Below are 21,055 nucleotides of genomic sequence, written 5' to 3'. Positions count from 1 at the left end.
AAGGCTCCGGCCGGTCGGAACCACCGGTGCCACCCCGCCGACAGCCACCCGCGAACCAGGGAGACCCTCGTGATCGTCCTCGGAGTCATCCTGCTCATCATCGGCTTCGTCACCGGCTTCTCGATCCTCTGGACCATCGGCCTCGTGCTGACCGTCATCGGACTGGTCCTCTGGGTCGCCGGAGCCCTCGGGCACGCCGTCGGCGGACGCCGCCACTACTACTGAAACGCCGCCCTCCGATGAAGGGGAACCGGTGCGGCCTGACCTCTCTTCAGGAGCACGCCGAGCCCGGTCAGCCCGCCCGGACGCCTCAGGGGCGGTCCTCGTGCAGTCCGCAGAGCCAGGCCAGTGCCCGGTGGACGCCGAGGAGGTAGCTGTGGTCCGAACCCCGGCTCCTGGCCAGGTGGAGATCGACGGCTGCGGCCTGGCACTCGGCCAGCAGCTGGGCGTGGCGGGGACCGGTGGCGCCGACCGTGGCGGCGGCGGTGACGGGGGCCGCGACCTGGGCGCCGGCGGCCCACCGGTAGGCGCCGAGCACGCCGTGCTCGAAGCCGGTCCAGGGCCGGGGCCGCCGGTTGACCCCGTCGATCGCGGCGAACACCTCGTCCAGCGGGCGCACCCCCACGGCCGGGATCGTCTCGTCACTGGTCATGTGCGCAACCTACGTCCGCCCGCCGCCGCCCGCCCCCGCAGGCGGCGGCCGTCTCCGGCCCGCCGCGACCCCGCGCCACCCGGGCGGCCGAGGGCGCCACGGCATCCGACCGGGCGAAGCAGGGGCGAGAGCCCGACCGGGGCGCGGCGGGCGGCCGGAAGCCGGACGGGTAGGCTGACCGGGTCGTGCCTGGTCGTAGAGGTGGCCGGGCCGGAGGAACGGGGCGGGCCGGCGGCCCGCCGGTGGAGACCCCTGATGACTCGTCGTTTTGACTGCTCGGACCCGTCCGAGCGCGCAGCCGGGCTGCGCGAGGCCGTGGCGGCGGTGCGCCGCGGCGAACTCGTCGTCCTGCCCACGGACACCGTGTACGGCGTGGGCGCGGACGCCTTCGCGCCGCGGGCGGTCGACCGCCTGCTGAAGGCCAAGGGCCGGGGACGGAACATGCCCTCGCCGGTGCTGGTCGGCTCCCCGGAGGCGCTGGACGGGCTGGTCGAGGTGACGGAGCGCGCCAGGGAGCTGGTCAAGGCGTTCTGGCCGGGCGGCCTGACCGTGGTCGCCCGCCACCTGGAGTCGGTGGAGCTGGACCTCGGCGAGACCGGCGGGACGGTCGCGGTGCGGATGCCCGCGCACCCGGTCGCCATCGAACTGCTCGGCGCCACCGGGCCGTTGGCCGTCTCCAGCGCGAACCTGACCGGGCACGACTCGCCGCAGGACTGCGACGCCGCCCAGGGCATGCTCGGCGACTCGGTGGCCGTCTACCTCGACGGGGGCCCGACCGCCGCCGCCGTGCCGTCCTCGATCGTGGACATCACCGGCGAGGTGCCCGTCCTGCTGCGGGCCGGCGCGATCGGCGCCGACCGGCTGCGCGAGGTGGTCCCGGACCTGCGGGAGCGCTGAGCCGGCCGAGGAGCGCCCTTCGGCCCGCCGTCCGGGACGGCGCCACCCCGGGCCGGAGGGCCGTACCGCGTGGCGCCCCGGCGGCCGGGGCGGCCGCCGCTAGGGTCGGCGATGGCGTGCGAGGGCGGGCCCTCCGCTGGTCGGGAGGGAGTCGGCGCCGCGACCGGGGGCGTCACCGGCTCCGTTGCGGAGGTTCCATGAGCGCTTCGTCCACCGCGCCGCCCCGGGAGCGGGACCGCGCCCGGGCCAGGGTCCGGCAGGGCAGCACACTGCTGCGCTGGCTGTTCACCACGGACCACAAGGTCATCGGGAACCTGTACCTGGCGACGGCCTTCGGCTTCTTCCTGGTCGGGGGCGTGCTCGCGCTGCTGATGCGGGCCCAGCTGCTCGGGCCGGACACCGGGCTGATGTCCAACGAGCGCTACAACCAGCTGTTCACCATGCACGGCACGATCATGCTGCTGCTGTTCGCCACCCCGACCTTCGCCGGCTTCGCCAACGCGATCATGCCCTTGCAGATCGGCGCGCCCGACGTGGCGTTCCCCCGGCTGAACGCCTTCACCTACTGGGCCTTCCTGCTGGGCGGGCTGATGGTGCTGAGCGGTTTCCTCACCACCCAGGGCGCGCCCTCGTTCGGCTGGTTCGCCTACGCGCCGCTGAACGGGCCGCTGTTCTCGCCCGGGGCCGGCGGGGACCTGTGGGCGCTCGGCCTGGTGGTGGCCGGCCTCGGCACCATCCTGGGCTCGGTCAACTTCGTCACCACCATCACCTGCCTGCGGGCGCCAGGGATGACGCTCTTCCGGATGCCGATCTTCACCTGGAACGTGCTGTTCACCTCGGTCATGGTGCTGCTGGCCTTCCCGGTGCTGACGGCGGCGCTGCTCTGCCTGGAGGCGGACCGCAAGTTCGGCGCGCACGCCTTCGACGCGGCGAACGGCGGGGCGCTGCTCTGGCAGCACCTGTTCTGGTTCTTCGGCCACCCGGAGGTGTACATCGTCGCGGTGCCGTTCTTCGGCATCATCAGCGAGATCATCCCGGTGTTCAGCCGCAAGCCGCTGTTCGGCTACTTCGGGATGATCGGTGCGACCGTCTCCATCACCGCGCTGTCCATGTCGGTGTGGGCGCACCACATGTTCGCCACCGGCCAGGTGCTGCTGCCGTTCTTCTCGATGATGTCCTTCCTGATCGCGGTGCCCACCGGGGTGAAGTTCTTCAACTGGATCGGGACGATGTGGAACGGCTCGCTGTCCTTCGAGACCCCGATGCTGTGGTCGATCGGCTTCCTGGTGACCTTCCTGTTCGGCGGGCTGAGCGGGGTGCTGCTGGCGGCGCCGCCGATCGACTTCCACGTCACGGACAGCTACTTCGTGGTGGCCCACCTGCACTACGTGCTGTTCGGCACGGTGGTGTTCGCCACCTTCGGGGGCTTCTACTTCTGGTGGCCGAAGCTGACCGGCAAGCTGCTCGACGAGAAGCTGGGGAAGGTGCACTTCTGGATCCTGTTCGTCGGCTTCCAGACCACCTTCCTGGTGATGCACTGGCTGGGCGCCCAGGGCATGCCGCGCCGCTACGCGAGCTACCTGGACGTGGACGGCTTCACGGCACTGAACGTGTGCGCCTCGGTCGGTTCGTTCCTGCTCGGGGTCTCCAACCTGCCGTTCTTCTACAACGTCTGGACCACCACCCGGCACGGCGCCCGGGTCACCGAGGACGACCCGTGGGGCTGGGGCCGGTCGCTGGAGTGGGCCACCTCCAGCCCCCCGCCGCCGCACAACTTCCGTACGCTGCCGAGGATCCGCTCCGAGTCCCCGGCCTTCGACCTGCACCACCCGGAGGTGTCCGCGGAGGAGCCGACGGGCGTCACCGCCGCAGTGCCGCGCGGCCGCGGCGGCGAGCGGGGGAGCGGGCGGTGAAGGCGGAGGGGTGGCTGTTCGCCGTCATGACGGCGTTCTTCGCGGTGACCGGGCTGGTCTACGGGTTCTGGGCCCGGGAGCCGGCCGGCAAGGCGATCCTGACGGTGGCGTTCCTGATGTCCGGCCTGATCGCGCTGTTCTGGTTCGTCCAGCACCAGCGCGGCGGCGGCGGCCGGGCGCAGGACCGCAAGGAGGCCGAGATCGCCGAGACCGCGGGGCCGAGGGGGTTCTTCCCGGCCCGCAGCGGCTACCCGGTGCTGACGGCGGCCGGCCTGACGGTCTTCGCCCTGGGCCTGGTCTTCGCCCGGTGGCTGATCGTCCTCGGCGCGCTGGTGCTCGCGCTCGCCGTCGGCGGCTTCATCTTCCAGTACCGCGACCACGGCGAGGGCTGAGGCGGCGCAGCAGCCGCCGCAGCGGCCCGCCCGTGGCGGGGGCGGGCGGGCGGAAGGCCGGGGGAGCGGGGTGGGCCGGGGCGCTGAGGACCTTCGCGATCAGCTCCGACTCCCCTTCTCCGGCCGGGAGTTCGACCCGGTCGCGGTGGAACCAGCTGCTCGCCGCGGCGCGTACCCGCTCGTGTCGCGGAGCCCCCCGCGGGGCGGCGAGCGGCTCCGGCACGGCGCGGGCCAGCAGCACGTACCGCTCGGCCGCGGGCACCGGGCGGTGGTGGCCGGTGAAGCCGCCGTCGATGGACTGGTCGATCCGGCCGGTCTCGTCGCCGTTCAGCAGCCGGTCCCGGTCGCGGGCCTGGAGGGCCAGGCAGAGCCGCCGGGTGAGCACGAAGACCACCGGCGGCAGCAGGATCAGCGCCACCCGCAGCGCCACGGTGAGCGCGTTGACGGAGAGCCCGAAGGCGTAGGCGATCACGTCGTTGCCGCCGGCGATCAGCAGCACGGCGTAGCACGTGATCCCGGCGGTGCCGAGCGCGGTGCGGGTGGGCTTGTTGCGCGGCCGGTCGCACAGGTGGTGCTCGCCGGTGCCGGGGTCGAGCCACCGTTCGACGAAGGGGTAGGCGTACAGCGCCGCGAACAGCAGGCCGGGCACCACCAGGGCGGGCAGCAGCACGTTCCACGACACGGTGTGCCCGAACACCCTGGTCTCCGCGGCGGGCATCAGCCGCAGCGCCCCCTCGATGAAGCCGATGTACCAGTCCGGCTGCGCGCCCGTCGCGACGACGTCGGGGCGGTAGGACCCGTACCGCCAGATCGGGTTGATCTCGGCGAGGAAGGCCGACAGCGCCATGACGCCGCCCACCGTGAACAGCAGACCGGTCGTGCGGGTGAGGAACTGGGGGAAGAACGGCATCCCCACCACGTTGCGGTTGGTGCGCCCGGGAGCGGCCCAGTGGGTGTGCTTCAGCACCACCACCAGGGTCAGATGGGCCCCGATCAGGGCGAGCAGCAGGCCGGGGACCAGCAGGACGTGCACGGTGAACAGCCGGGGCACGATCTCGTTCCCCGGGAACTCGCCGCCGAAGGCGAACAGCGTGAGGTACGAGCCGACCAGCGGCACCGAGAGCAGCACGCCCTCGGCGATCCGCAGGCCGGTGCCGGAGAGGGTGTCGTCGGGCAGCGAGTAGCCGGAGAAGCCCTCCAGCAGCGCGAGGTTGAACAGCGTCACCCCGATCACCCAGTTGAGCTCGCGCGGGCGGCGGAACGCCCCGGTGAAGAACACCCGCAGCAGGTGCACGCAGATCGCCGATGTGAACAACAGCGCCGACCAGTGGTGAATCTGACGAACCATCAGTCCACCGCGTACGTCGAAGCTGATCCGCAGCGTGGACTCGTAGGCCTCGGACAGCGGCACCCCGCGCAGCGGCAGGTAGGAGCCCTGGTAGACGACCTCGCCCATGCTCGGCCGGAAGAAGAGCGTCAGGTAGACACCGGTCACCAGCAGGACGACGAAGGAGTACAGCGCGAGTTCGCCGAGCAGGAACGACCAGTGGTCGGGGAACACCTTGCGCAGCAGTTCCCGGCCGGACTCCATGACCGGCAGCCGCCCGTCCAGGCGGGTCGCGACGCGCTCGCCGGCGGACGGCCGGCGCCCGTTCGAAGCCCTGGTTTCGTCCATGGCGGGCAACCTAGTGGCCCTCGTCGCGCGCGGGGCGGTCGAGCGCTGCGGTGGCGTCGGCGGGCGGCGGCAGAGCACTCCAACGGGGGAACGGGCGCGGCCGTCCGGCCCCGTACCGGCCGGTCCGGTGCCGGACTCTCCGGTGCGGCCCGGCGCCCGCCGGGTTGCCCGGTAGCCGAAGCGGGACACCCACCGCAATGGCGACCTCCGACAAGTGCCCGCCGGATCTTCCGTGACGCGGTGGCAAAAGCGGCGGCCACCGGCGCGGATAGGCTCCGGACGACCGGCATCTTGATCACGGTCTCCGGAGCGGAAGAGGGCACCACCGAGTGAGCATCCAGCAGATCACCCCCAAGCAGCGGGGCTACCTGATCGTCAACTCCCACCCGGCCGGGAGCGGGGCCACGGCCGACCGCCTGTGGCAGCGCGTCGGGCCCGAGGCCCCGGCCGGCCGCGCCCCGGTCGCCCTGGTCCTCGGAGCCAGCGCCGGATACGGCCTGGCGCTCCTGCTCGCCGGGCTGCGCCGCCAGGGCATCCGAGGCGTCGGCGTCGCCTACGAGACGCCCGCCACCGAGCGGCGCACCGCCACCGCCGGCTGGTACCGCACGGCGGCCGTCGCCGACCTGGTCGAGCGGGACGGGGGCGACTTCACCTTCGTCAACGCCGACGCGTACGCGGACGCCACCCGCACCGAGGTCATCGGGCTCCTCACCGAGCGCTACGGCCCGGTCGACTACCTCGTCTACTCCCTGGCCTCGCCCCGGCGCACCGACCCGGCCACCGGCGAGGTCCACCACTCGGTGATCAAGCCGCTCGGCTCCCCGTACACCTCGCCGTCCCTGCTCTTCGACGACGGGGCCCCGCAGATCGGCACCGTCGAGCTCACCCCGGCCGACGAGGCCGAGCAGGCGGCGACCGTGAAGGTCATGGGCGGCGAGGACTGGCAGCTGTGGGTGCGGGCGCTGGCCGACAGCGACCTGCTCGGCCCCGGCTTCACGACCGTGGCCCTGTCCTACGTCGGCTCCGAGATCACCGCGCCGGTCTACCGGCAGGGCACCATCGGCTCCGCCAAGGAGCACCTGGAGGCGAGCGCGGGCGAGTTGCAGACCGGGCTGCTGGCCGGCCGCGGCCGGGCGTTCACCGTCGTCGCCGGCGCGGCCGTCACCCAGGCGTCCACCGCGATCCCCTCCATCGCCCTCTACACCTCGCTGCTGCGCAACGTCCTCGGCGAGGACGGCTGGCGCACCACCGACGACCAGGCCGTCGACCTGTGGGAGCAGCTGACCGGGGCGAAGGAGCTCACCCTGGACGAGCGGGGCCGCATCCGGCTGGACGGCTGGGAGCTGGACCCCGGCGTCCAGGACCGGGTACGGGAGCTGTGGGCCGACCCGGCGGCCGCACTGGCCGCCGACCCGGCAGGGGCCGCCTGGTTCTACAACCAGTTCCGGCAGCTGTACGGCTGGGACGTCCCCGGCGTCGACTACACCACCGGGGTCGAGACCGCGGTGGCCTGGCCCGGCGGGCAGCGGTAGCCCGGGCTCCGGCGGCACCCCCGGGGCCGGGTCACGGGGCGCCGGGTTCGTCGAGGAGCAGTTCCAGGAGGGGAAGGGCGCTCTCCAGCGCGCGGCACTGCTCGGGGCTGAGCCGGGTGCTGCGGCGGGCCAGCAGGGCGGTGCGCTCACGGCGGATCCGGGCGAGGGTCTCCAGACCGAGCGGGGTGGGCGCGAGCAGCTGGGAGCGTCCGTCCTGCGGGTCGGGGGTCTTGGCGACCAGGCCTCCGGTGACCAGCGGGGCGACCGTGCGGACCAGGGACGGCACCGCCACGCCCTCGCGGGCGGCGAGTTCACCGAGCCGCAGCGGGCCGTGCTGCTCCACCCTGGCCAGGGCGGAGAGCTGGGCGGCGGTGAGGTCCTGGTCCCCGGAGGCGCGGACCAGCTGGCGGTTGAGCCGGCCGATCGCCAGGCGGAGCCTGACCACGGCCTCGGCGGAGAGCCCGCCGCCGTCGGCGCTCACGGCCCGGGCTCCTCGGGGCGCGGCCGGATGGTCGGGGGCTCGGCCGGTCGCTTGTCCGGTCGTTCGGCGGGCGGGCGGGTGGGTTGCTGTCCGGCGGCCTCCCGCTCGCCGGCCCTCGGCTCGTCGGCGGGCGGTACGGCCACCGGGGTGCCGGCGCGTGCAGCGGCCGCGCGCGGGGCGGCGCGCCCCGGCCGCTCGCTGACCAGCGAGGCGGCCGCCGCGACCAGGGACATCGCGATCGCCAGCCAGAACACCACCACCAGCCCGTCGTGGAAGGGCCCGGAGATCAGCTGCGGGAAGAACTCCCGGCCGGTCAGGACCCGGACGTTGTCCGCCGGCAGCCGGTCGAGCACCTGCGGGCCGAGCAGCTGCTGGATCGGGTTGTAGCCGAGGAAGGCGGCGAACAGGGTGCCGACCGGCGGCAGCGAGGCGATGGCGTGGGCGTCGGCGGCGGGCACGCCCTGGGCGGTGAGCCCGGCGGTGAGGGTGTGCGGCAGCGAGCCGGCCAGCCCGGCCACCATCAGGGAGAAGAAGACGCCGATCGACAGCACCATGCCGGCGTTCTGGAAGGTCGCCCGCATGCCGGAGGCGGCGCCGCGCGCGGCGGCCGGCACGCTCGACATGATCAGCGAGGTGTTGGGGGCGGCGAACAGGCCGCCGCCCAGGCCGTTGAGGAAGACCAGGACGGCGAACCACGGGTAGCCGAAGTCGGTGGGCAGCAGGAGCAGCCCGGCGAAGGAGAACGCCATCACCACCAGCCCGCCGGCGGCGAAGAGCCGGGCCCCGGCGCGGTCCGAGAGGTAGCCGGCGACCGGTCCGGCGGCCAGGAACCCGACGGTCAGCGGGACGAGGTAGATGCCGGCCCACAGCGGGGTGTCGGCGTAGTCGTAGCCGTGCAGCGGCAGCCAGATGCCCTGGAGCCAGATGATCAGCATGAACTGGAGTCCGCCGCGGGCGATCGAGCCCAGCAGGGTGGCCGCGTTGCCCCCCGCGAAGACCGGGTCGCGGAAGAGCGAGAGCGGGAACATCGGCTCGGCGGTGCGGGACTCGACCAGGCAGAAGACGGCCAGCAGCGCCACTCCGCCGAACAGCCCGGCCAGCACCCACGGGCTGGTCCAGCCCATGGTGTGGCCGCCGTACGGCTGGATGCCGTAGGTGATCGCGGCCAGCAGGGCGGTCAGGCCGACGCCGAAGGTGAGGTTGCCCCACCAGTCGATCCGGGCGGGCTTGCGCACCCCGGTGTCGCGCAGCGACCGGTAGGCCCAGACCGTGCCGAGCAGCCCGATCGGCACGTTGACCCAGAAGATCGACCGCCAGTTCCACTCGGCGAGCAGCCCGCCCAGGACCAGCCCGATGAACGATCCGGCGATGCCCGCGACGACGTTGACGCCCAGGGCCGTGCCGCGCCGGCTGGCCGGGAAGGCGTCGGTGATGATCGCCGCCGAGTTGGCCATCAGCATCGAGCCGCCGACCGCCTGCACCACCCGCCAGCCGATCAGCCACAGCGCTCCAGGACCGCCGTGCAGCGGGTCGAGGGAGAGGGCCACCGAGGTGAGGGTGAAGATCAGGAAGCCGGCGTTGTAGATCCGGACCCGGCCGTGGATGTCGCCCAGCCTGCCGAGCGTGACCACCAGCACGGCGGTGACCAGCATGTAGCCCATCAGCATCCACAGCAGGTAGCTGACGTTGCCGGGCCGGAGCGGGTCCAGGCCGATGCCGTTGAAGATCGCGGGCAGCGAGATCAGGACGATCGAGGCGTTGATGGTGGCGATCAGGGTGCCGAGCGTGGTGTTGGACAGCGCCACCCACTTGTACCGGGGGTGGTCCGCGTCCACAGCGGTACGGGCCGGGCGCGGCCGCCCGGTCCTGCCGCCGCCGGAGAGTCGTGTCGCCACCGCTGCCTCCTGCGGGCCGGCCGGGCCTGGGCCGGCGGGTCGGAGTGGGATTTCGATAGCTTCCGTCACCTAACGATAGGGCGGGAGCCGGTCGGCCGGTAGGGCGCCGAAGGGGTGGGGGAGGTACGGGGGAGTGCGGGGGCGCGGCCGGTCAGTGCCGGGGGGCCGGTCCGCCCGCCGCCTCGCCCGGTTGGCGGGCGGGAGCGGCGGGCGGTCGGTGAGCGGTGGGCGGGACCGGCCCGGTCCTCAGGCCGCCTCGGGCGGCCACGGGCCGTGCGCGGCCACATGGGCGCGCAGCCCGCGCAGGGCCCGGGCGGCGGCGATCCCCACCGCGCCGGTGACCAGGCCGTCCCGGACGCAGACGGCGGCGAAGCGGTGCTCGTCGAGGCTGCCGTCGACGACCTCGAACCGCTCGGCGCCGCCGGGCCGGCCGAACACCTGGACCCGCAGCCCGTACTGGTCGGTCCACAGGTACGGGACCGGCTGGTAGGCCTGCCGGGCGCCGTCCGGTCCTGCCAGCAGGTTCCGGGCGGCGTGCGTCGCCTGCTCGGTGGCGTTGGTGCGCTGTTCGAGGCGGCGCCGGCGGCCGGTGCGCGGGTCGGGCCAGGAGGCGGCGTCGCCGGCCGCCCAGACGCCGGGGCCGGCGGCGCAGTAGGCGTCGCAGACCACGCCGTCGTCCAGCGGGACGCCGCTGCCGGCCAGCCACTCGGTGGCGGGCTCGGACCCGACAGCCATCAGCACGGCGTCGGCCGTCAGTTCGCCGCCGTCGGCCAGCCGGACGCCAGCGGCCCGGCCGCGCCGTTCGAGCAGCGCCGCGGCCACGCCCCGGTGGATCCGCACCCCGTGCTCGCGGTGCAGGCCGGCCAGCAGCGCGGCGGTCTCGGTGCCCAGCACGGCGGCCAGCGGTGTGGCGGTGGAGGCCAGCCAGGTCACCTCGGCGCCGAGTCCGACGGCGGTGGCCGCCGCCTCGGCGCCGAGCAGTCCGCCGCCGACCACCAACAGCCGTACGCCCGCCCGCAGTTCCTCGCGCAGGGCGAGGGCGTCGGCGAGGGTGCGCAGCACGTGGGCCCCGGCCAGCGGTGCGTCGGCGCCGGGGAGCCGGCGCGGGCGGACCCCGGTGGCCACGATGACGGCGTCGCAGCGCACCCGGTGGCCGTCGGACAGCCGCACGGTCCGCTCCCCGCGGTCCAGGTGCTCGGCCGTGACTCCCAGGCGCAGGTCGAGCCGGAGTTCGTCCAGTGCCCGGGGGGCGCGCAGCGCGAGGCGGTCGGGCTGCCACTCCCCGCCGAGCAGGTGCTTGGACAGCGGCGGCCGGTCGTACGGCGGCTCCTGCTCGGCCCCGATCAGGGTGAGCCGGCCGTCGTAGCCGGACCGGCGCAGCGCCTCGGCGGCGTGCAGCCCGGCCGCGCCCGCGCCGACCACGGCCACGTCCCGCACAGCGGTCACACCTGCTCCAGCAGGATGGCGGCGGCCGGGCAGACCGCGGCGGCGTCCCGGACGGCCTGGTGGAGGCCAGCGGGCGGTTCGGCGTCGAGCAGGACGACGATGCCGTCCTCGTCGCGCTGGTCGAAGACGTCGGGGGCGGCGAGCACGCAGCTCCCGGCGCCGCAGCACTTCTCCTGGTCGATCCGGACGAGCATGGTCTTCCCTTCGGGACGGCCCCGGTCGGATCGAACTCCGTTGCGGGGATGGTGGTTTGGTGTGGCCGGCGCGGCTCCGGGGAGCACGGTCACCAGGCGACGGGCAGCTCGTGGACGCCGTAGACGAGCATCTCGCCGCGGAAGCGGACCTCCTCGAACGGCACGGTCAGGCGCAGTCCGGGCAGCCGGCGCAGGATGGTGGTCAGCGCGATCTGCAACTCCAGCCGGGCCAGCGGCTGTCCGAGGCACTGGTGGACGCCGAAGCCGAAGGCCAGGTGGCGGCGGGCGTCGCGGGTCAGGTCGAGCTCGTCGCCCGCGGGGAACTCCTGCTCGTCCCGGTTGGCGGCGCTGACCATGCAGATCACGCCGTCGCCCGCCGAGACGCGCACGCCGCCCAGGTCGACGTCCTCGGTGGCGACCCTGGTCAGGCCGGAGTGCACGATGCTCAGGTAGCGCAGCAGCTCCTCGACCGCTCCGGGAACGGACTCGGGGTGGGCGCGCAGGTGGTCGAGCTGCTCGGGGTTGCGCAGCAGGGCGAGCACGGAGAGCGCGGTCATGTTCGCGGTGGTCTCGTGCCCGGCGACCAGCAGCAGCCGGCCCATGCCGCCGATCTCCTCGGTGCTCAGCTCGCCGCGCTCGACCAGGCGGCTGAGGATGCCGTCGTCGGGCCGGGTGCGCTTGGACTCGGTGAGCTCGACCAGGTAGTCGACCAGCTTGGTCTGGGCCGCGGCGACGTCCTCGACGGCGGAGGAGCGGCGCAGCAGGACGCGGCTGCAGTCCTGGAAGAAGTCGTGGTCCTCGTAGGGGACGCCGAGCAGCAGGCAGATCACCAGGGACGGCAGCGGCAGGGCGAACTCGCGGACCAGGTCGGCGCCGGAGCGTCCGTCGGTCATCTTGTCCAGCAGGTCGTCGGCGATCCGCTGGATCTCGGGGCGCAGCGCCTCGACCTTCTTGATCATGAACTCGCCGGTCAGCATCCGGCGGAAGTGGGCGTGGTCGGGGTCGTCCATCCGGATGATGGTGGGCCGGCCGGTGTTCAGCTGCCGGGCGCCCGCGCTGGGGAAGGGGAAGCCGGGCCGGGTGGAGTCGGAGCTGAACCGGGCGTCGGAGAGGACCGCCTTGACGTCCTCGTGGCGGGTGACCAGCCAGCTGGTGGAGCCGTCCCACAGGCTGACGCGGCTGACCGGCTCCTCCTGCCGGGCCTCCTGGTAGGCGGCCGGCGGGTCGAACGGGCAGGTGTCGCGGGCGGCGGGGTGGGTGAAGCGTGGGGTCTTCTCGGCGGTGGCCATCGGTGAATCCCCTTCTCGGAGTTGAACCGGGCGTATTTACGTGCCCAAAGCAACTAACTGACCGTCACGCTAGCTCGCGTTCCGTGGTGACGGAAGGGCGTTCCGGGCGTCGGCCGAATCTGTCCGAAATCCGGTCGCGGCTCCCCGTCGGGGCCGCCGTCCGAACCGGATCGCTACAGTTCCTCCATGTCGGACGCCGAAGAAGCCGAAGAACCCGATGACGACCGCACCGCCGCCTCCGAACTGGACGGCCTGGAGGCCGTCCTGGCAGCGCTGGCCTACCTGCTGACACGTTCGCAGGAGCACGAGCGCCGCACCGCCAGAGCCGGCATCACGGCCGCACGCTCGGACGTCTACCTGCTGCGCGCGCTCGCCGAGGGCGCTGGCGCCAGCCGGGTGAGCGACCTGGCCGACCGGCTGATGGTCAAGCCCTCCCACGTCACCCGGCAGATCGACCGCCTCCAGGGCCAGCAACTGGTGGAACGCACCCAGGACGCGCTGGACCGGCGGGCCCGCCGGGTGGCCATCACCCCCGACGGACGGGACCTGCTCGACCGCCTGAAACAGGCCAACATCGCCGGGCTCTCCAGTGCGCTGGACGGCGTCCCCGAGCACGACGTCGCCGCCACCGTCAGCGTGCTGCGCCACCTGATCGACCGTTACGTGCACCGGGTGCGCACCACCATGCGCGCCGAGGACGCCCCGCTGCCGGACGCGGCGGACGGGCCCGCCCGCCCCCCGAAGGCGGTGGCCGGGCTCGGCGCCGGCGCGCACGAGGGCGGTTGAGCCCGGGGAGCACCCGGGTACGTCACCCGGCATGTCGGACGAGAAGAACCGCGCCGTGGCCGAGGCGATCCTCCCGCTGGTCGGTGGCGCCGCCAACATCCGCTCGGTCGCCCACTGCATGACCCGGCTGCGGCTGGGCCTGGCGGACCGCGCCCTGGCCGACACCGAGGCGCTCCGCGCGCTGCCGGCCGTCCTGGGCACGGTCGAGGACGACACCTACCAGATCGTCCTCGGCCCCGCCGCCGTCGCCGGGGTCACCGGGCAGCTGCGCCGGCTCCTGGACACTGCAGGGGCAGGGGCAGGGGCAGGGGCAGGGGCAGGGGCAGGGGCCGGGGTCGGGGGAGAGCCCGGGGCCGGCGCACGGGCCGAACCGGGGGCCGCCCCCACCGCCGGGGACCTCGCCGGGCGCGGCGAACGGATCCGGGCGCGGGCCCGGGCGCGCAACGCGACCCCGGTGAAACTGGCGCTGCGCCGGATCGCCGACATCTTCGTCCCGCTGATCCCCGCGCTGATCGGCTGCGGGATCGTCGCCGGCCTCTCCGGCGCCCTCGCCAACCTCGGCTGGGCCCCGGCGCTGGTCACCGCGCTGGGGCCGGTCTCCTCCGGATTCATGTCCCTGATCGCCGTGTTCGTCGGCTACAACACCGCGAAGGAGTTCGGCGGCACACCCGTCCTGGGCGGGGCCGTGGCCAGTGTGATCGTCTACGCGGGGGTCGCCAAGGTGGAGGCCTTCGGCCACCACCTCACGCCCGGGCAGGGCGGCGTGGTCGGCGCGCTCGGCGCCGCGCTGCTGGCCGTCCGGCTGGAGCGCTGGACCCGCCGGCTGGTGCCCGCCGCCCTGGACGTGCTGGTCACCCCCACGGTCACCGTGCTGCTCGGCGGGCTCGCCGCACTGTTCGGCCTGATGTTCGTCGCCGGAGAGATCTCCACCGGCATCGGCCACGCCGCCACCTGGCTGCTCGACCACGGCGGCCTGCTCGCCGGACTCGTGCTCGGGGGCCTCTTCCTGACACTGGTCATGCTCGGCCTGCACCAGGCCCTGATCCCGATCCACACCACCCTGATCCAGCAGCAGGGTTCCACCGTGCTGCTGCCGATCCTCGCCATGGCCGGCGCCGGGCAGGTCGGCTGCGCCGTGGCCGTCTACCTGAGGCTGCGCCACAACGCCTCCATCCGGGCCACCATCAGGTCCGCCCTCCCGGCGGGACTGCTCGGCGTCGGCGAGCCGCTCGTCTACGGCGTCACCCTGCCGCTGGGGCGCCCCTTCGTCACGGCCTGCGTCGGCGGCGCGGCCGGCGGCGCCTTCGTCGGGGCGGCCGGGCAGCTCGGCGGCGCCGTCGGCTCCACCGCCATCGGCCCCTCGGGCTGGGCGCTCTTCCCGCTGCTGGCGGGATCGCACGGACTCCTCGCGAGCGCCGCGGTCTACGGCGGCGGACTGCTGACGGGCTACCTCGCGGGCTTCCTGGCCACCTGGTTCTTCGGCTTCACCCGCGAGACCCTCGCCGAGTACGCGGCAGCCGCCGCCGACGCGGCCGCGGAGGGGAGCCCGGAACGGCGGCGGGCCGCCGCCGAGGGGATCGGCGACGGCCCGGGCTGATCGGGGCCGGTCGGGGGCGGGGCGGGTCAGGTCGCCAGGAAGCGCTCCCGGTGCACCTGCTCCGGCGGCACCCCGCCCCGTGCGGCGGCGCGCAGGACGGCGTCGACCAGCGGCGGCGGTCCGCAGACATACAGGTCCGGTGTGCCGCCGCCGAGGCCGGGCAGGGCGGCGGCCAGCAGGTCCGGGAGGTCCTGGAGGTCCGAAGTGGGGGAATCCTTGCCGCAGTTGCCGATCGGACCGGCGCAGCCGGGGGTGGCGCCGGTGCGGTCGGTCTGTTCGCACTGGAAGCAGAACATGCGGGTCCTCCGGGGACTCGTGGTGTCGTTCGGACGAGGCGGCGGTACGGGCCCCGACGAGTCCAGGATGGGAACGCCACTGACGGGACATCAGGGCCGGAGGGCCCCAATCCGGGGCCGGCAGACCCAGCCGGCGGCCGCGTCCGCCGTCGGCCGGTGCGTCCGATCGGGTGCACCTGGCGCGGCGTTCAGGCGAAACCGCCCGCGTGTCACCGCTGCCCGGCGCTCAGGCTGCGCACACTCCGAGGGCTGTGCCGCATTCATATGATGAAAGGACTGAGGTGAAGCCCAGTCAGAATCCGGCGACCGCCGTCACCTGGAGACGCCGACTCGGCAGGGCGGTGGGTTCCGCCCTGGCCCTGGCGCTCGTCCCCTTCGGCATGTCGCTCATCGCACCGACGGCCGCCTCCGCGGCCGGCCTCCCGGGAGGCCTCGGGCCCTGCCTGGGCGCGGACTGCCCGGCGACCTTCCCGCCGATCAACAACGGCCCCTTCGCCGGCCGCGACGAGGGCGTGAACATCTTCGTCGGCGGCGACTTCCTCGCCAGGGAGTCGGCCGCCGAGGCCGAGGGGCACGTGGTGACCCTCGGCAACTTCGACGTGAACAAGGCCGCCGGCGGCAGCTCCGTGTACAACATCGGCATCGTCGGGGTCGGCTCACGGGTCCCCCCGCCGGACGGGGCCGACTTCCTCACCGCCGGCGGCAACGTCACCGTGGCCCCGGGGCAGACGCTCCTGGCCGAGGGCGGCGTCGTCCGCTACGCGGGCACGGCCACCGGCACCATCACCGGCACGACCGTCCAGGACCCGCAGGCCGTGGCCGCCTACACGCCGCTGCGCGGGCAGCTGCAGACGGCGAGCGAGTGCTACGCCGGGGTCGGCACACCCCGTCCTCCCACCGGAACCGCCGTCAACCTGGGGTTCGAGACCCTGTTCACCGGCGACGGCACCTCCACCCTCCAGGTCTTCGACGTCGACTTCGACCTGGTGGGGAACGGCGGCGGCGCCCAGGGCATCACGTTCGCGGGCATCCCCGCGAACGCGACGGTGCTCGTCAACCTCACGGGCGGCGCCCGCACCATCAACACCTTCAGCGGCAGCCTGGTGGACACCGACCCCCTGAACCAGCTGCGCGAGCGCCTGCTGTGGAACTTCCCGACCGCGACGACCGTCACCCTGAAGGGATCCGGGCAGTTCCAGGGCAGCGTGCTGGTCGGCAACCCGGCCAGCAACGCGACGATGAGCCTGCCCGGCCTGAACGGACGGTTCTTCACCACCGGCTCGCTGCTCCAGAACTCCGGCGGCGGCATGACCGGCACCGAGTTCCACGCCTACCCCTTCAACGGCGACCTCCCGGAGTGCGGCGCTCCGGCCCCCACCGCCTCGACCAGTGTGACGAAGGTCGACTTCGTGAGCTCGCTGCCGTTGCCGGGGGCGACGTTCCAGCTGTGGCACGAGACCAACGGGGTCGCGGGCTTGCAGACCTCGGGTGCGACCCCGGACACCGCCGTGGGCGCGCCGTGTGTGACCCCGGCGTCGGGTGTCTGCTCGGCGAGCGACCTGCCGCTGGGGACGTACTACTGGGAGGAGACAGCGGCTCCGCCCGGGTACGACCTGCCGCAGCCCGCGGTGACGACGGTGGTCCTCGACACCGCGGGGCAGACCGTCCCGGTCACGGTCCGGGACACGCTGACGGCCCTTCCGACCGGGTCCACCTCCGTGACGAAGGTGGACTCCGCGACCTCGCTGCCGCTGGCGGGGGCGACGTTCCAGCTGTGGGAGGAGACCAACGGCGTTCCCGGGTTGCAGGCCACGGGTGCGACCCCGGACACCGCGGTGGGCGCGCCGTGTGTGACCCCGGCGTCGGGTGTCTGCTCGGCGAGCGACCTGCCGCTGGGCACCTACTACTGGCAGGAGACCGTGGCGCCGCCCGGGTACGACCTGCCCGCGAACAACGTGACCCAGGTCGTGCTGGCCACGGACGGGCAGACCGTCCCGGTGACGGTCGGCGACACCGCGACCGTCGCGCCGACCGCCTCGACCAGTGTGACGAAGGTGGACTCCGTCACGTCGCTGCCGTTGGCGGGGGCGACGTTCCAGCTGTGGCACGAGACCAACGGGGTCGCTGGGCTTCAGACCTCGGGTGCGAACCCGGACACTGCCGTCGGGTCTCCGTGTGTGACGCCGGTGTCGGGTGTCTGTTCGGCGAATGAGCTGCCGTTGGGCACGTACTACTGGCAGGAGACGGCGGCTCCGCCCGGGTACGACCTGCCGGCGAACACCGTGACCCAGGTCGTGCTCGCCCTGGACGGGCAGAACGTCGCGGTCACCGTCGCCGACACCAGGACCGTCGCGCCGACCGCGTCCACCACCGTCCACAAGGTCGACTCCGCGACGGGGCTGGCGCTGGCGGGCGGGACCTTCCAGCTGTGGCACGAGACCAACGGGGTCACGGGCCTTCAGACCATCGGGATCAACCCGGACACCACCGTGGGGGCCCCGTGTGTGACCCCGGCGTCGGGTGTGTGTTCGGCGGCGGACCTGCCGTTGGGTACCTACTACTGGCAGGAGGTCGCGGCCCCGCCCGGCTACGACCTGCCGGGGCAGACGGTGACCACGGTCGTCCTCGACACCAACGGGCAGAACGTCCAGGTGACGGTCAGGGACACCAAGACCGCTGTCGTGACCGGGTCGACCAGTGTGACGAAGGTGGACTCCGCGACGTCGCTGCCGTTGGCGGGGGCGACGTTCCAGTTGTGGCACGAGAGCAACGGCGTTCCCGGGCTTCAGACCATCGGGATCAACCCGGACACCACCGTGGGGGCCCCGTGTGTGACCCCGGCGTCGGGTGTGTGTTCGGCGGCGGACCTGCCGTTGGGTACCTACTACTGGCAGGAGGTCGCGGCCCCGCCCGGCTACGACCTGCCGGGGCAGACGGTGACCACGGTCGTCCTCGACACCAACGCGCCGGACGTCCAGGTGACGGTCAGGGACACCAAGACCGCTACCGGGACCGGGTCCACCTCGGTCACCAAGGTCGACGCCGAGACCGGACGCCCCCTGGCGGGGGCGACGTTCCAGCTGTGGCACGAGACCAACGGCGTGCCCGGGCTTCAGACCTCCGGGACGAACCCGGACACCGCGGTGGGCGCTCCGTGTGTGACCCCGGCGTCGGGTGTCTGTTCGGCGAGCGACCTGCCGCTGGGCACCTACTACTGGCAGGAGGTCTCCGCACCCGAGGGCTACAGCCTGCCGCAACCCGCGGTGAGCACGGTCGAGTTGACCGACGACTGCCGGTGCGTGGCGATCACGGTCAAGGACAGCAAGTGCCCACCGCCGCCCTGCCCGCCCACCCCCTGCCCGCCGGACGAGCACCCGTGGGAACCGGGACACGAGCCCGGGCACGAGCCGGGACACGAGCCTGGGCACCACGAGCCTGGGCACCACGAGCCTGGGCACCACGAGCCGCATCCGCACGGACACGGCACACCCGCGACGGACTCGGACGAGGAGCGCGCCTGACCGACCAGCTCCGGCCCGTGAGCCCGTGAGGGCACGACCCTCACCGACGGTGGACGCCGTCGGTGGGGGTCAGCCGTCTGTGCGGCCGGGAGGGCGTCCCGGTCCGGTCCGGGACGGGCCTGCGGCGGATTCAGGGCAACGGGATGACAAGCACGGTGGGAGCCCGCCCGGTCAGCCCCCTGCCGAACCGAGGGGGCCCGCCCGTGTCCGGATCGGCGCCCTTTCCGGCAGGCCGCCCGGTGCGCTAAGCCTGTCTCACCCGAACGAGGAGGCGCCCCGATGACCGCGGCTGGGAACGAGCACACACCGGGTACGGCCACGCGGATGACCGGCTTCGACGACATCTACGGCCGGCCGGACCCTCGGTCGTACTTCGAGGTCCTGGGGGCGCTGGAGTACCAGACACCCCATCACGCCCAGCGCGTCTTCCGCGGGCTCCTGGCTCCCGTCGGCCTTCCCGAGGCTCCCCCGCGCCCGGCCGACGGCCGGGGCGACGAGCCGCCGGCCACGGTCCTGGACGTCTGCTGCTCGTACGGCATCAACGCGGCGCTGCTCAACCACAACGTGACGATGGAGGAGTTGCACGACCGCTACACCTCACCGGGGGTGGCCCGCCTGACGACCGCCGAACTGATCGCCTCGGACCGGGAGTTCTACGCGGCGCGCCGTCGTCCGGACGCCGTACCCGTCATCGGCCTCGACATCTCCGCGCTGGCGGTCGGCTACGGTCGCGCCGCCGGTCTGCTCGATGCCGGGTTCGTCGAGAACCTGGAAACCGCCCCGCCCAGCCGGGAGTTGCACCGGGCCACCCGCGGCACCCGGCTGATCACCCTGACCGGCGGGGCGAGCTTCCTGTCCGCCCGGACCTTCCGTCCGCTGCTGGAGGGCAGGCAGCAGCCGCCATGGGTGGCGGCCTTCGTCCTGCGGACGGGCTCCTACCGGAACGTCTCCGACGGACTGGCCGCGCTGGGCCTGACCACGGAGAGGGACACCGCCCGCACCTATCCGCAGCGCCGCTTCACCGGCCCCGACGAGCAGGCGTACGCCGTCGCGGCCGTGTCGGCGGCCGGCGACGATCCCCGCGGCAAGGAGACCGAGGGTCTCTTCCACACGGCCCTGCACCTCACCCGGCCCGCCGCCCAGGCGGTCGACCGCCCGCTGCACGCCCTGCTGCGAGACGGGTGAGCCCGCCGCCGCGCGCGACGGGGGTCCACGCGCCCCACGCGTCCCACTTTCGTCAACTCCCGTGGGCGGCGTACACCCGGTCGAGTTCGGAACGCCGTGTCAGCGGGCGGCGGGCGCGGCGGCCGTGTGAGGATCGGCGCGGCCGTGCAGGTGCGTACCGCCGCCGGCCGGAGACGACGTACGGAGGGATGCGGCATGGACCCGACGGACCGCCTGACGATCAGACACCCTCGACCGCCTGGCCTGGACACCCTCCACTACACCGCGCGCAGCGGCCTCGACGCCGTTCCCGATCCCCGGCACCGCGGCATGGTCGCCGGCGTCCTGGACTCGGGCCTGGTCGACGGGATGATCGCCTTCACCGAACCCTTCGATCCGCCCGTCGACCTCGCCCAGGCCCGCGCCGACGCCCGGTTGCTCACCGCCGAGTTCGCGGCGTTCGGTGTCACGGTCCCCCCGGCCACCACGGACCACATCACGCTGATGCGCGCCCTCATGGTGCCCGTCGCCGACGACGCCCTCGCGCTCGCCCTCGACCGCATCTGGGTGTTCACCACCAACACCGACGACGTGTGCTGCCACGACCGGGCGGAGGCCGAGGTCATCCTGCGGGCCGGCATGCTGCCCGAGCCGGGCGCGTCCTCGCCGAACGCGCGGTACATCCGGCACATGTTCGGTGAGGTCGCGCGGCACTGCGATCCGACCTTCCTCGCCGTCTTCAGGACCTTCTTCTACAACGCGATCACCGGCGTCCTGATGGAGTCGGAGTTCACACCGGAGGCGTCCGACGAGGTCGACAGCGACTTCGTCCGCGTCTTCAACGGGTTCTCCCAGTTCTGGTTCACCTCGCTCCAGTTCACAGACCCCTGTCTGAGCGCCACCCGCCACCGGGCCTTCTGGACGGCGGCGCTGAGCTCCTGCGTCGCCTTCCTCAACGACGTCAACGACGTCCTGTCCTTCTACAAGGAGGCCGTGCACGGTGAGGACTTCACCGCCAGCCGGATCCACCGCCGCGCGGTGAGCGAGAACATCCCCTACCTCGCCGCCTACCGCCGGAGCCTCGACAGCGGTCTCGCCGCCTACCGCCGTGTGCTCGGCCTCGCCACCGACGAGCAACGCCCGCACCTCGAACGCTACATGACGGCCTTCGTCTACTGGCACTTCCACTGCCGTCGCTATCGCTGGCAGGACGTCTACCCCGGACTGACGCCGATCGACGGCTGATCCGGCGGGCGGGCGGCCCGCCCCGGTGGCCGGCCCCCGCCCCAGGCGGCAGGGGAAGCGGTCAGGGTTTCGCCGGGGCG

General features: G+C 73.5%; 18 protein-coding genes. 10 read left to right on the top strand and 8 right to left on the bottom strand.

What is annotated here, in order from left to right:
- Positions 1 to 69 precede the first annotated feature (69 nt).
- Positions 70 to 225 carry a DUF6131 family protein gene (locus ACIQOW_RS19210; protein WP_401086348.1) on the top strand — a complete coding sequence of 52 codons (156 nt, stop codon included), beginning with the start codon at positions 70 to 72 and terminating at the stop codon, positions 223 to 225.
- 85 nt (positions 226 to 310) lie between these two features.
- Here ACIQOW_RS19210 and ACIQOW_RS19205 read toward each other — a convergent pair whose 3' ends face one another.
- Positions 311 to 652 (bottom strand): hypothetical protein, encoded by a 342-nt coding sequence (locus ACIQOW_RS19205; protein ID WP_401086345.1) that lies wholly within the window; start codon positions 650 to 652, stop codon positions 311 to 313.
- A gap of 255 nt (positions 653 to 907) precedes the next feature.
- Between ACIQOW_RS19205 and ACIQOW_RS19200 the strand changes: the two genes are divergently transcribed.
- From ACIQOW_RS19200 to ACIQOW_RS19190, 3 genes are all read left to right on the top strand, one after another.
- Positions 908 to 1,549 carry an L-threonylcarbamoyladenylate synthase gene (locus ACIQOW_RS19200; protein WP_401086343.1) on the top strand — a complete coding sequence of 214 codons (642 nt, stop codon included), beginning with the start codon at positions 908 to 910 and terminating at the stop codon, positions 1,547 to 1,549.
- Positions 1,550 to 1,746: 197 nt separating this feature from the next.
- Positions 1,747 to 3,462: a cytochrome c oxidase subunit I gene (gene ctaD, locus ACIQOW_RS19195; protein ID WP_401086340.1), complete on the top strand. Its 1,716-nt coding sequence runs from the start codon at positions 1,747 to 1,749 to the stop codon at positions 3,460 to 3,462.
- Entirely contained in the window at positions 3,459 to 3,854 is a 396-nt protein-coding gene (locus tag ACIQOW_RS19190) for a cytochrome c oxidase subunit 4 (RefSeq protein ID WP_188298057.1), read from the top strand. Before ctaD ends, ACIQOW_RS19190 begins: the two co-directional genes overlap by 4 nt.
- On the opposite strand, the gene ACIQOW_RS19185 is transcribed toward ACIQOW_RS19190, so the two are convergent.
- The gene (locus ACIQOW_RS19185) at positions 3,820 to 5,529 is read right to left on the bottom strand and encodes a cytochrome bc complex cytochrome b subunit (RefSeq protein ID WP_401086335.1); all 1,710 of its coding nucleotides are present in this window, start codon (positions 5,527 to 5,529) and stop codon (positions 3,820 to 3,822) included. The genes ACIQOW_RS19190 and ACIQOW_RS19185 overlap by 35 nt on opposite strands.
- 329 nt (positions 5,530 to 5,858) lie before the next feature.
- Here ACIQOW_RS19185 and ACIQOW_RS19180 point away from each other — a divergent pair, with 329 nt between their 5' ends.
- Positions 5,859 to 7,061 carry an enoyl-[acyl-carrier-protein] reductase FabV gene (locus ACIQOW_RS19180; RefSeq protein ID WP_401086332.1) on the top strand — a complete coding sequence of 401 codons (1,203 nt, stop codon included), beginning with the start codon at positions 5,859 to 5,861 and terminating at the stop codon, positions 7,059 to 7,061.
- A gap of 31 nt (positions 7,062 to 7,092) precedes the next feature.
- Here the strand turns inward: ACIQOW_RS19180 and ACIQOW_RS19175 are convergent, their stop codons facing one another.
- The 5 genes from ACIQOW_RS19175 to ACIQOW_RS19155 all read right to left on the bottom strand — a co-directional run bounded on the left by ACIQOW_RS19175 (position 7,093) and on the right by ACIQOW_RS19155 (position 12,366).
- Positions 7,093 to 7,542 carry a MarR family winged helix-turn-helix transcriptional regulator gene (locus ACIQOW_RS19175; protein ID WP_401086329.1) on the bottom strand — a complete coding sequence of 150 codons (450 nt, stop codon included), beginning with the start codon at positions 7,540 to 7,542 and terminating at the stop codon, positions 7,093 to 7,095.
- Positions 7,539 to 9,437: an MFS transporter gene (locus tag ACIQOW_RS19170; protein WP_401086326.1), complete on the bottom strand. Its 1,899-nt coding sequence runs from the start codon at positions 9,435 to 9,437 to the stop codon at positions 7,539 to 7,541. The genes ACIQOW_RS19175 and ACIQOW_RS19170 overlap by 4 nt, the downstream gene beginning before the upstream one ends.
- Before the next feature lie 246 nt (positions 9,438 to 9,683).
- A complete protein-coding gene (locus ACIQOW_RS19165) occupies positions 9,684 to 10,883 on the bottom strand; it encodes an NAD(P)/FAD-dependent oxidoreductase (RefSeq protein WP_401086323.1) in 1,200 nt (399 codons plus the stop codon).
- Positions 10,880 to 11,077 carry a ferredoxin gene (locus ACIQOW_RS19160; RefSeq protein ID WP_401086320.1) on the bottom strand — a complete coding sequence of 66 codons (198 nt, stop codon included), beginning with the start codon at positions 11,075 to 11,077 and terminating at the stop codon, positions 10,880 to 10,882. The genes ACIQOW_RS19165 and ACIQOW_RS19160 overlap by 4 nt, the downstream gene beginning before the upstream one ends.
- An 89-nt stretch (positions 11,078 to 11,166) precedes the next feature.
- Positions 11,167 to 12,366, bottom strand: coding sequence for a cytochrome P450 (locus ACIQOW_RS19155; protein ID WP_401086317.1), 1,200 nt, complete (start codon positions 12,364 to 12,366; stop codon positions 11,167 to 11,169).
- Between the two features lie 186 nt (positions 12,367 to 12,552).
- On the opposite strand from ACIQOW_RS19155, the gene ACIQOW_RS19150 reads away from it, so the two are divergent.
- Positions 12,553 to 13,152, top strand: coding sequence for a MarR family winged helix-turn-helix transcriptional regulator (locus tag ACIQOW_RS19150; RefSeq protein ID WP_401086313.1), 600 nt, complete (start codon positions 12,553 to 12,555; stop codon positions 13,150 to 13,152).
- Between the two features lie 31 nt (positions 13,153 to 13,183).
- Positions 13,184 to 14,749, top strand: a complete 1,566-nt coding sequence (locus tag ACIQOW_RS19145; RefSeq protein ID WP_401086310.1) for a PTS transporter subunit EIIC — start codon at positions 13,184 to 13,186, stop codon at positions 14,747 to 14,749.
- 26 nt (positions 14,750 to 14,775) lie between these two features.
- Here ACIQOW_RS19145 and ACIQOW_RS19140 read toward each other — a convergent pair whose 3' ends face one another.
- Positions 14,776 to 15,045 carry a hypothetical protein gene (locus ACIQOW_RS19140; protein WP_401086307.1) on the bottom strand — a complete coding sequence of 90 codons (270 nt, stop codon included), beginning with the start codon at positions 15,043 to 15,045 and terminating at the stop codon, positions 14,776 to 14,778.
- 281 nt (positions 15,046 to 15,326) lie between these two features.
- On the opposite strand from ACIQOW_RS19140, the gene ACIQOW_RS19135 reads away from it, so the two are divergent.
- From ACIQOW_RS19135 to ACIQOW_RS19125, 3 genes are all read left to right on the top strand, one after another.
- Positions 15,327 to 18,566 (top strand): SpaA isopeptide-forming pilin-related protein, encoded by a 3,240-nt coding sequence (locus tag ACIQOW_RS19135; protein ID WP_401086304.1) that lies wholly within the window; start codon positions 15,327 to 15,329, stop codon positions 18,564 to 18,566.
- 279 nt (positions 18,567 to 18,845) lie between these two features.
- Positions 18,846 to 19,751: a hypothetical protein gene (locus ACIQOW_RS19130; RefSeq protein ID WP_401086301.1), complete on the top strand. Its 906-nt coding sequence runs from the start codon at positions 18,846 to 18,848 to the stop codon at positions 19,749 to 19,751.
- A gap of 195 nt (positions 19,752 to 19,946) precedes the next feature.
- Positions 19,947 to 20,975 (top strand): hypothetical protein, encoded by a 1,029-nt coding sequence (locus ACIQOW_RS19125; protein ID WP_401086298.1) that lies wholly within the window; start codon positions 19,947 to 19,949, stop codon positions 20,973 to 20,975.
- The last annotated feature ends 80 nt before the right edge of the window (positions 20,976 to 21,055 follow it).

The organism is Kitasatospora sp. NPDC091335, assembly GCF_044757205.1.
GTDB lineage: Bacteria > Actinomycetota > Actinomycetes > Streptomycetales > Streptomycetaceae > Kitasatospora.
The sequence above is the reverse complement of the archived record's forward strand: the minus strand, read 5'-3'. Positions and strand labels throughout refer to the sequence as shown.

What these genes read in the sequence shown, in the direction of transcription:
- ACIQOW_RS19205 (WP_401086345.1), bottom strand. Translation starts at nt 652, where the DNA reads ATGACCAGTGACGAGACGATCCCGGCCGTGGGGGTGCGCCCGCTGGAC.
- ACIQOW_RS19185 (WP_401086335.1), bottom strand. Translation starts at nt 5,529, where the DNA reads ATGGACGAAACCAGGGCTTCGAACGGGCGCCGGCCGTCCGCCGGCGAG.
- ACIQOW_RS19130 (WP_401086301.1), top strand. Translation starts at nt 18,846, where the DNA reads ATGACCGCGGCTGGGAACGAGCACACACCGGGTACGGCCACGCGGATG.
- ACIQOW_RS19155 (WP_401086317.1), bottom strand. Translation starts at nt 12,366, where the DNA reads ATGGCCACCGCCGAGAAGACCCCACGCTTCACCCACCCCGCCGCCCGC.
- ACIQOW_RS19145 (WP_401086310.1), top strand. Translation starts at nt 13,184, where the DNA reads ATGTCGGACGAGAAGAACCGCGCCGTGGCCGAGGCGATCCTCCCGCTG.
- ctaD (WP_401086340.1), top strand. Translation starts at nt 1,747, where the DNA reads ATGAGCGCTTCGTCCACCGCGCCGCCCCGGGAGCGGGACCGCGCCCGG.
- ACIQOW_RS19140 (WP_401086307.1), bottom strand. Translation starts at nt 15,045, where the DNA reads ATGTTCTGCTTCCAGTGCGAACAGACCGACCGCACCGGCGCCACCCCC.
- ACIQOW_RS19150 (WP_401086313.1), top strand. Translation starts at nt 12,553, where the DNA reads ATGTCGGACGCCGAAGAAGCCGAAGAACCCGATGACGACCGCACCGCC.
- ACIQOW_RS19200 (WP_401086343.1), top strand. Translation starts at nt 908, where the DNA reads ATGACTCGTCGTTTTGACTGCTCGGACCCGTCCGAGCGCGCAGCCGGG.
- ACIQOW_RS19125 (WP_401086298.1), top strand. Translation starts at nt 19,947, where the DNA reads ATGGACCCGACGGACCGCCTGACGATCAGACACCCTCGACCGCCTGGC.
- ACIQOW_RS19160 (WP_401086320.1), bottom strand. Translation starts at nt 11,077, where the DNA reads ATGCTCGTCCGGATCGACCAGGAGAAGTGCTGCGGCGCCGGGAGCTGC.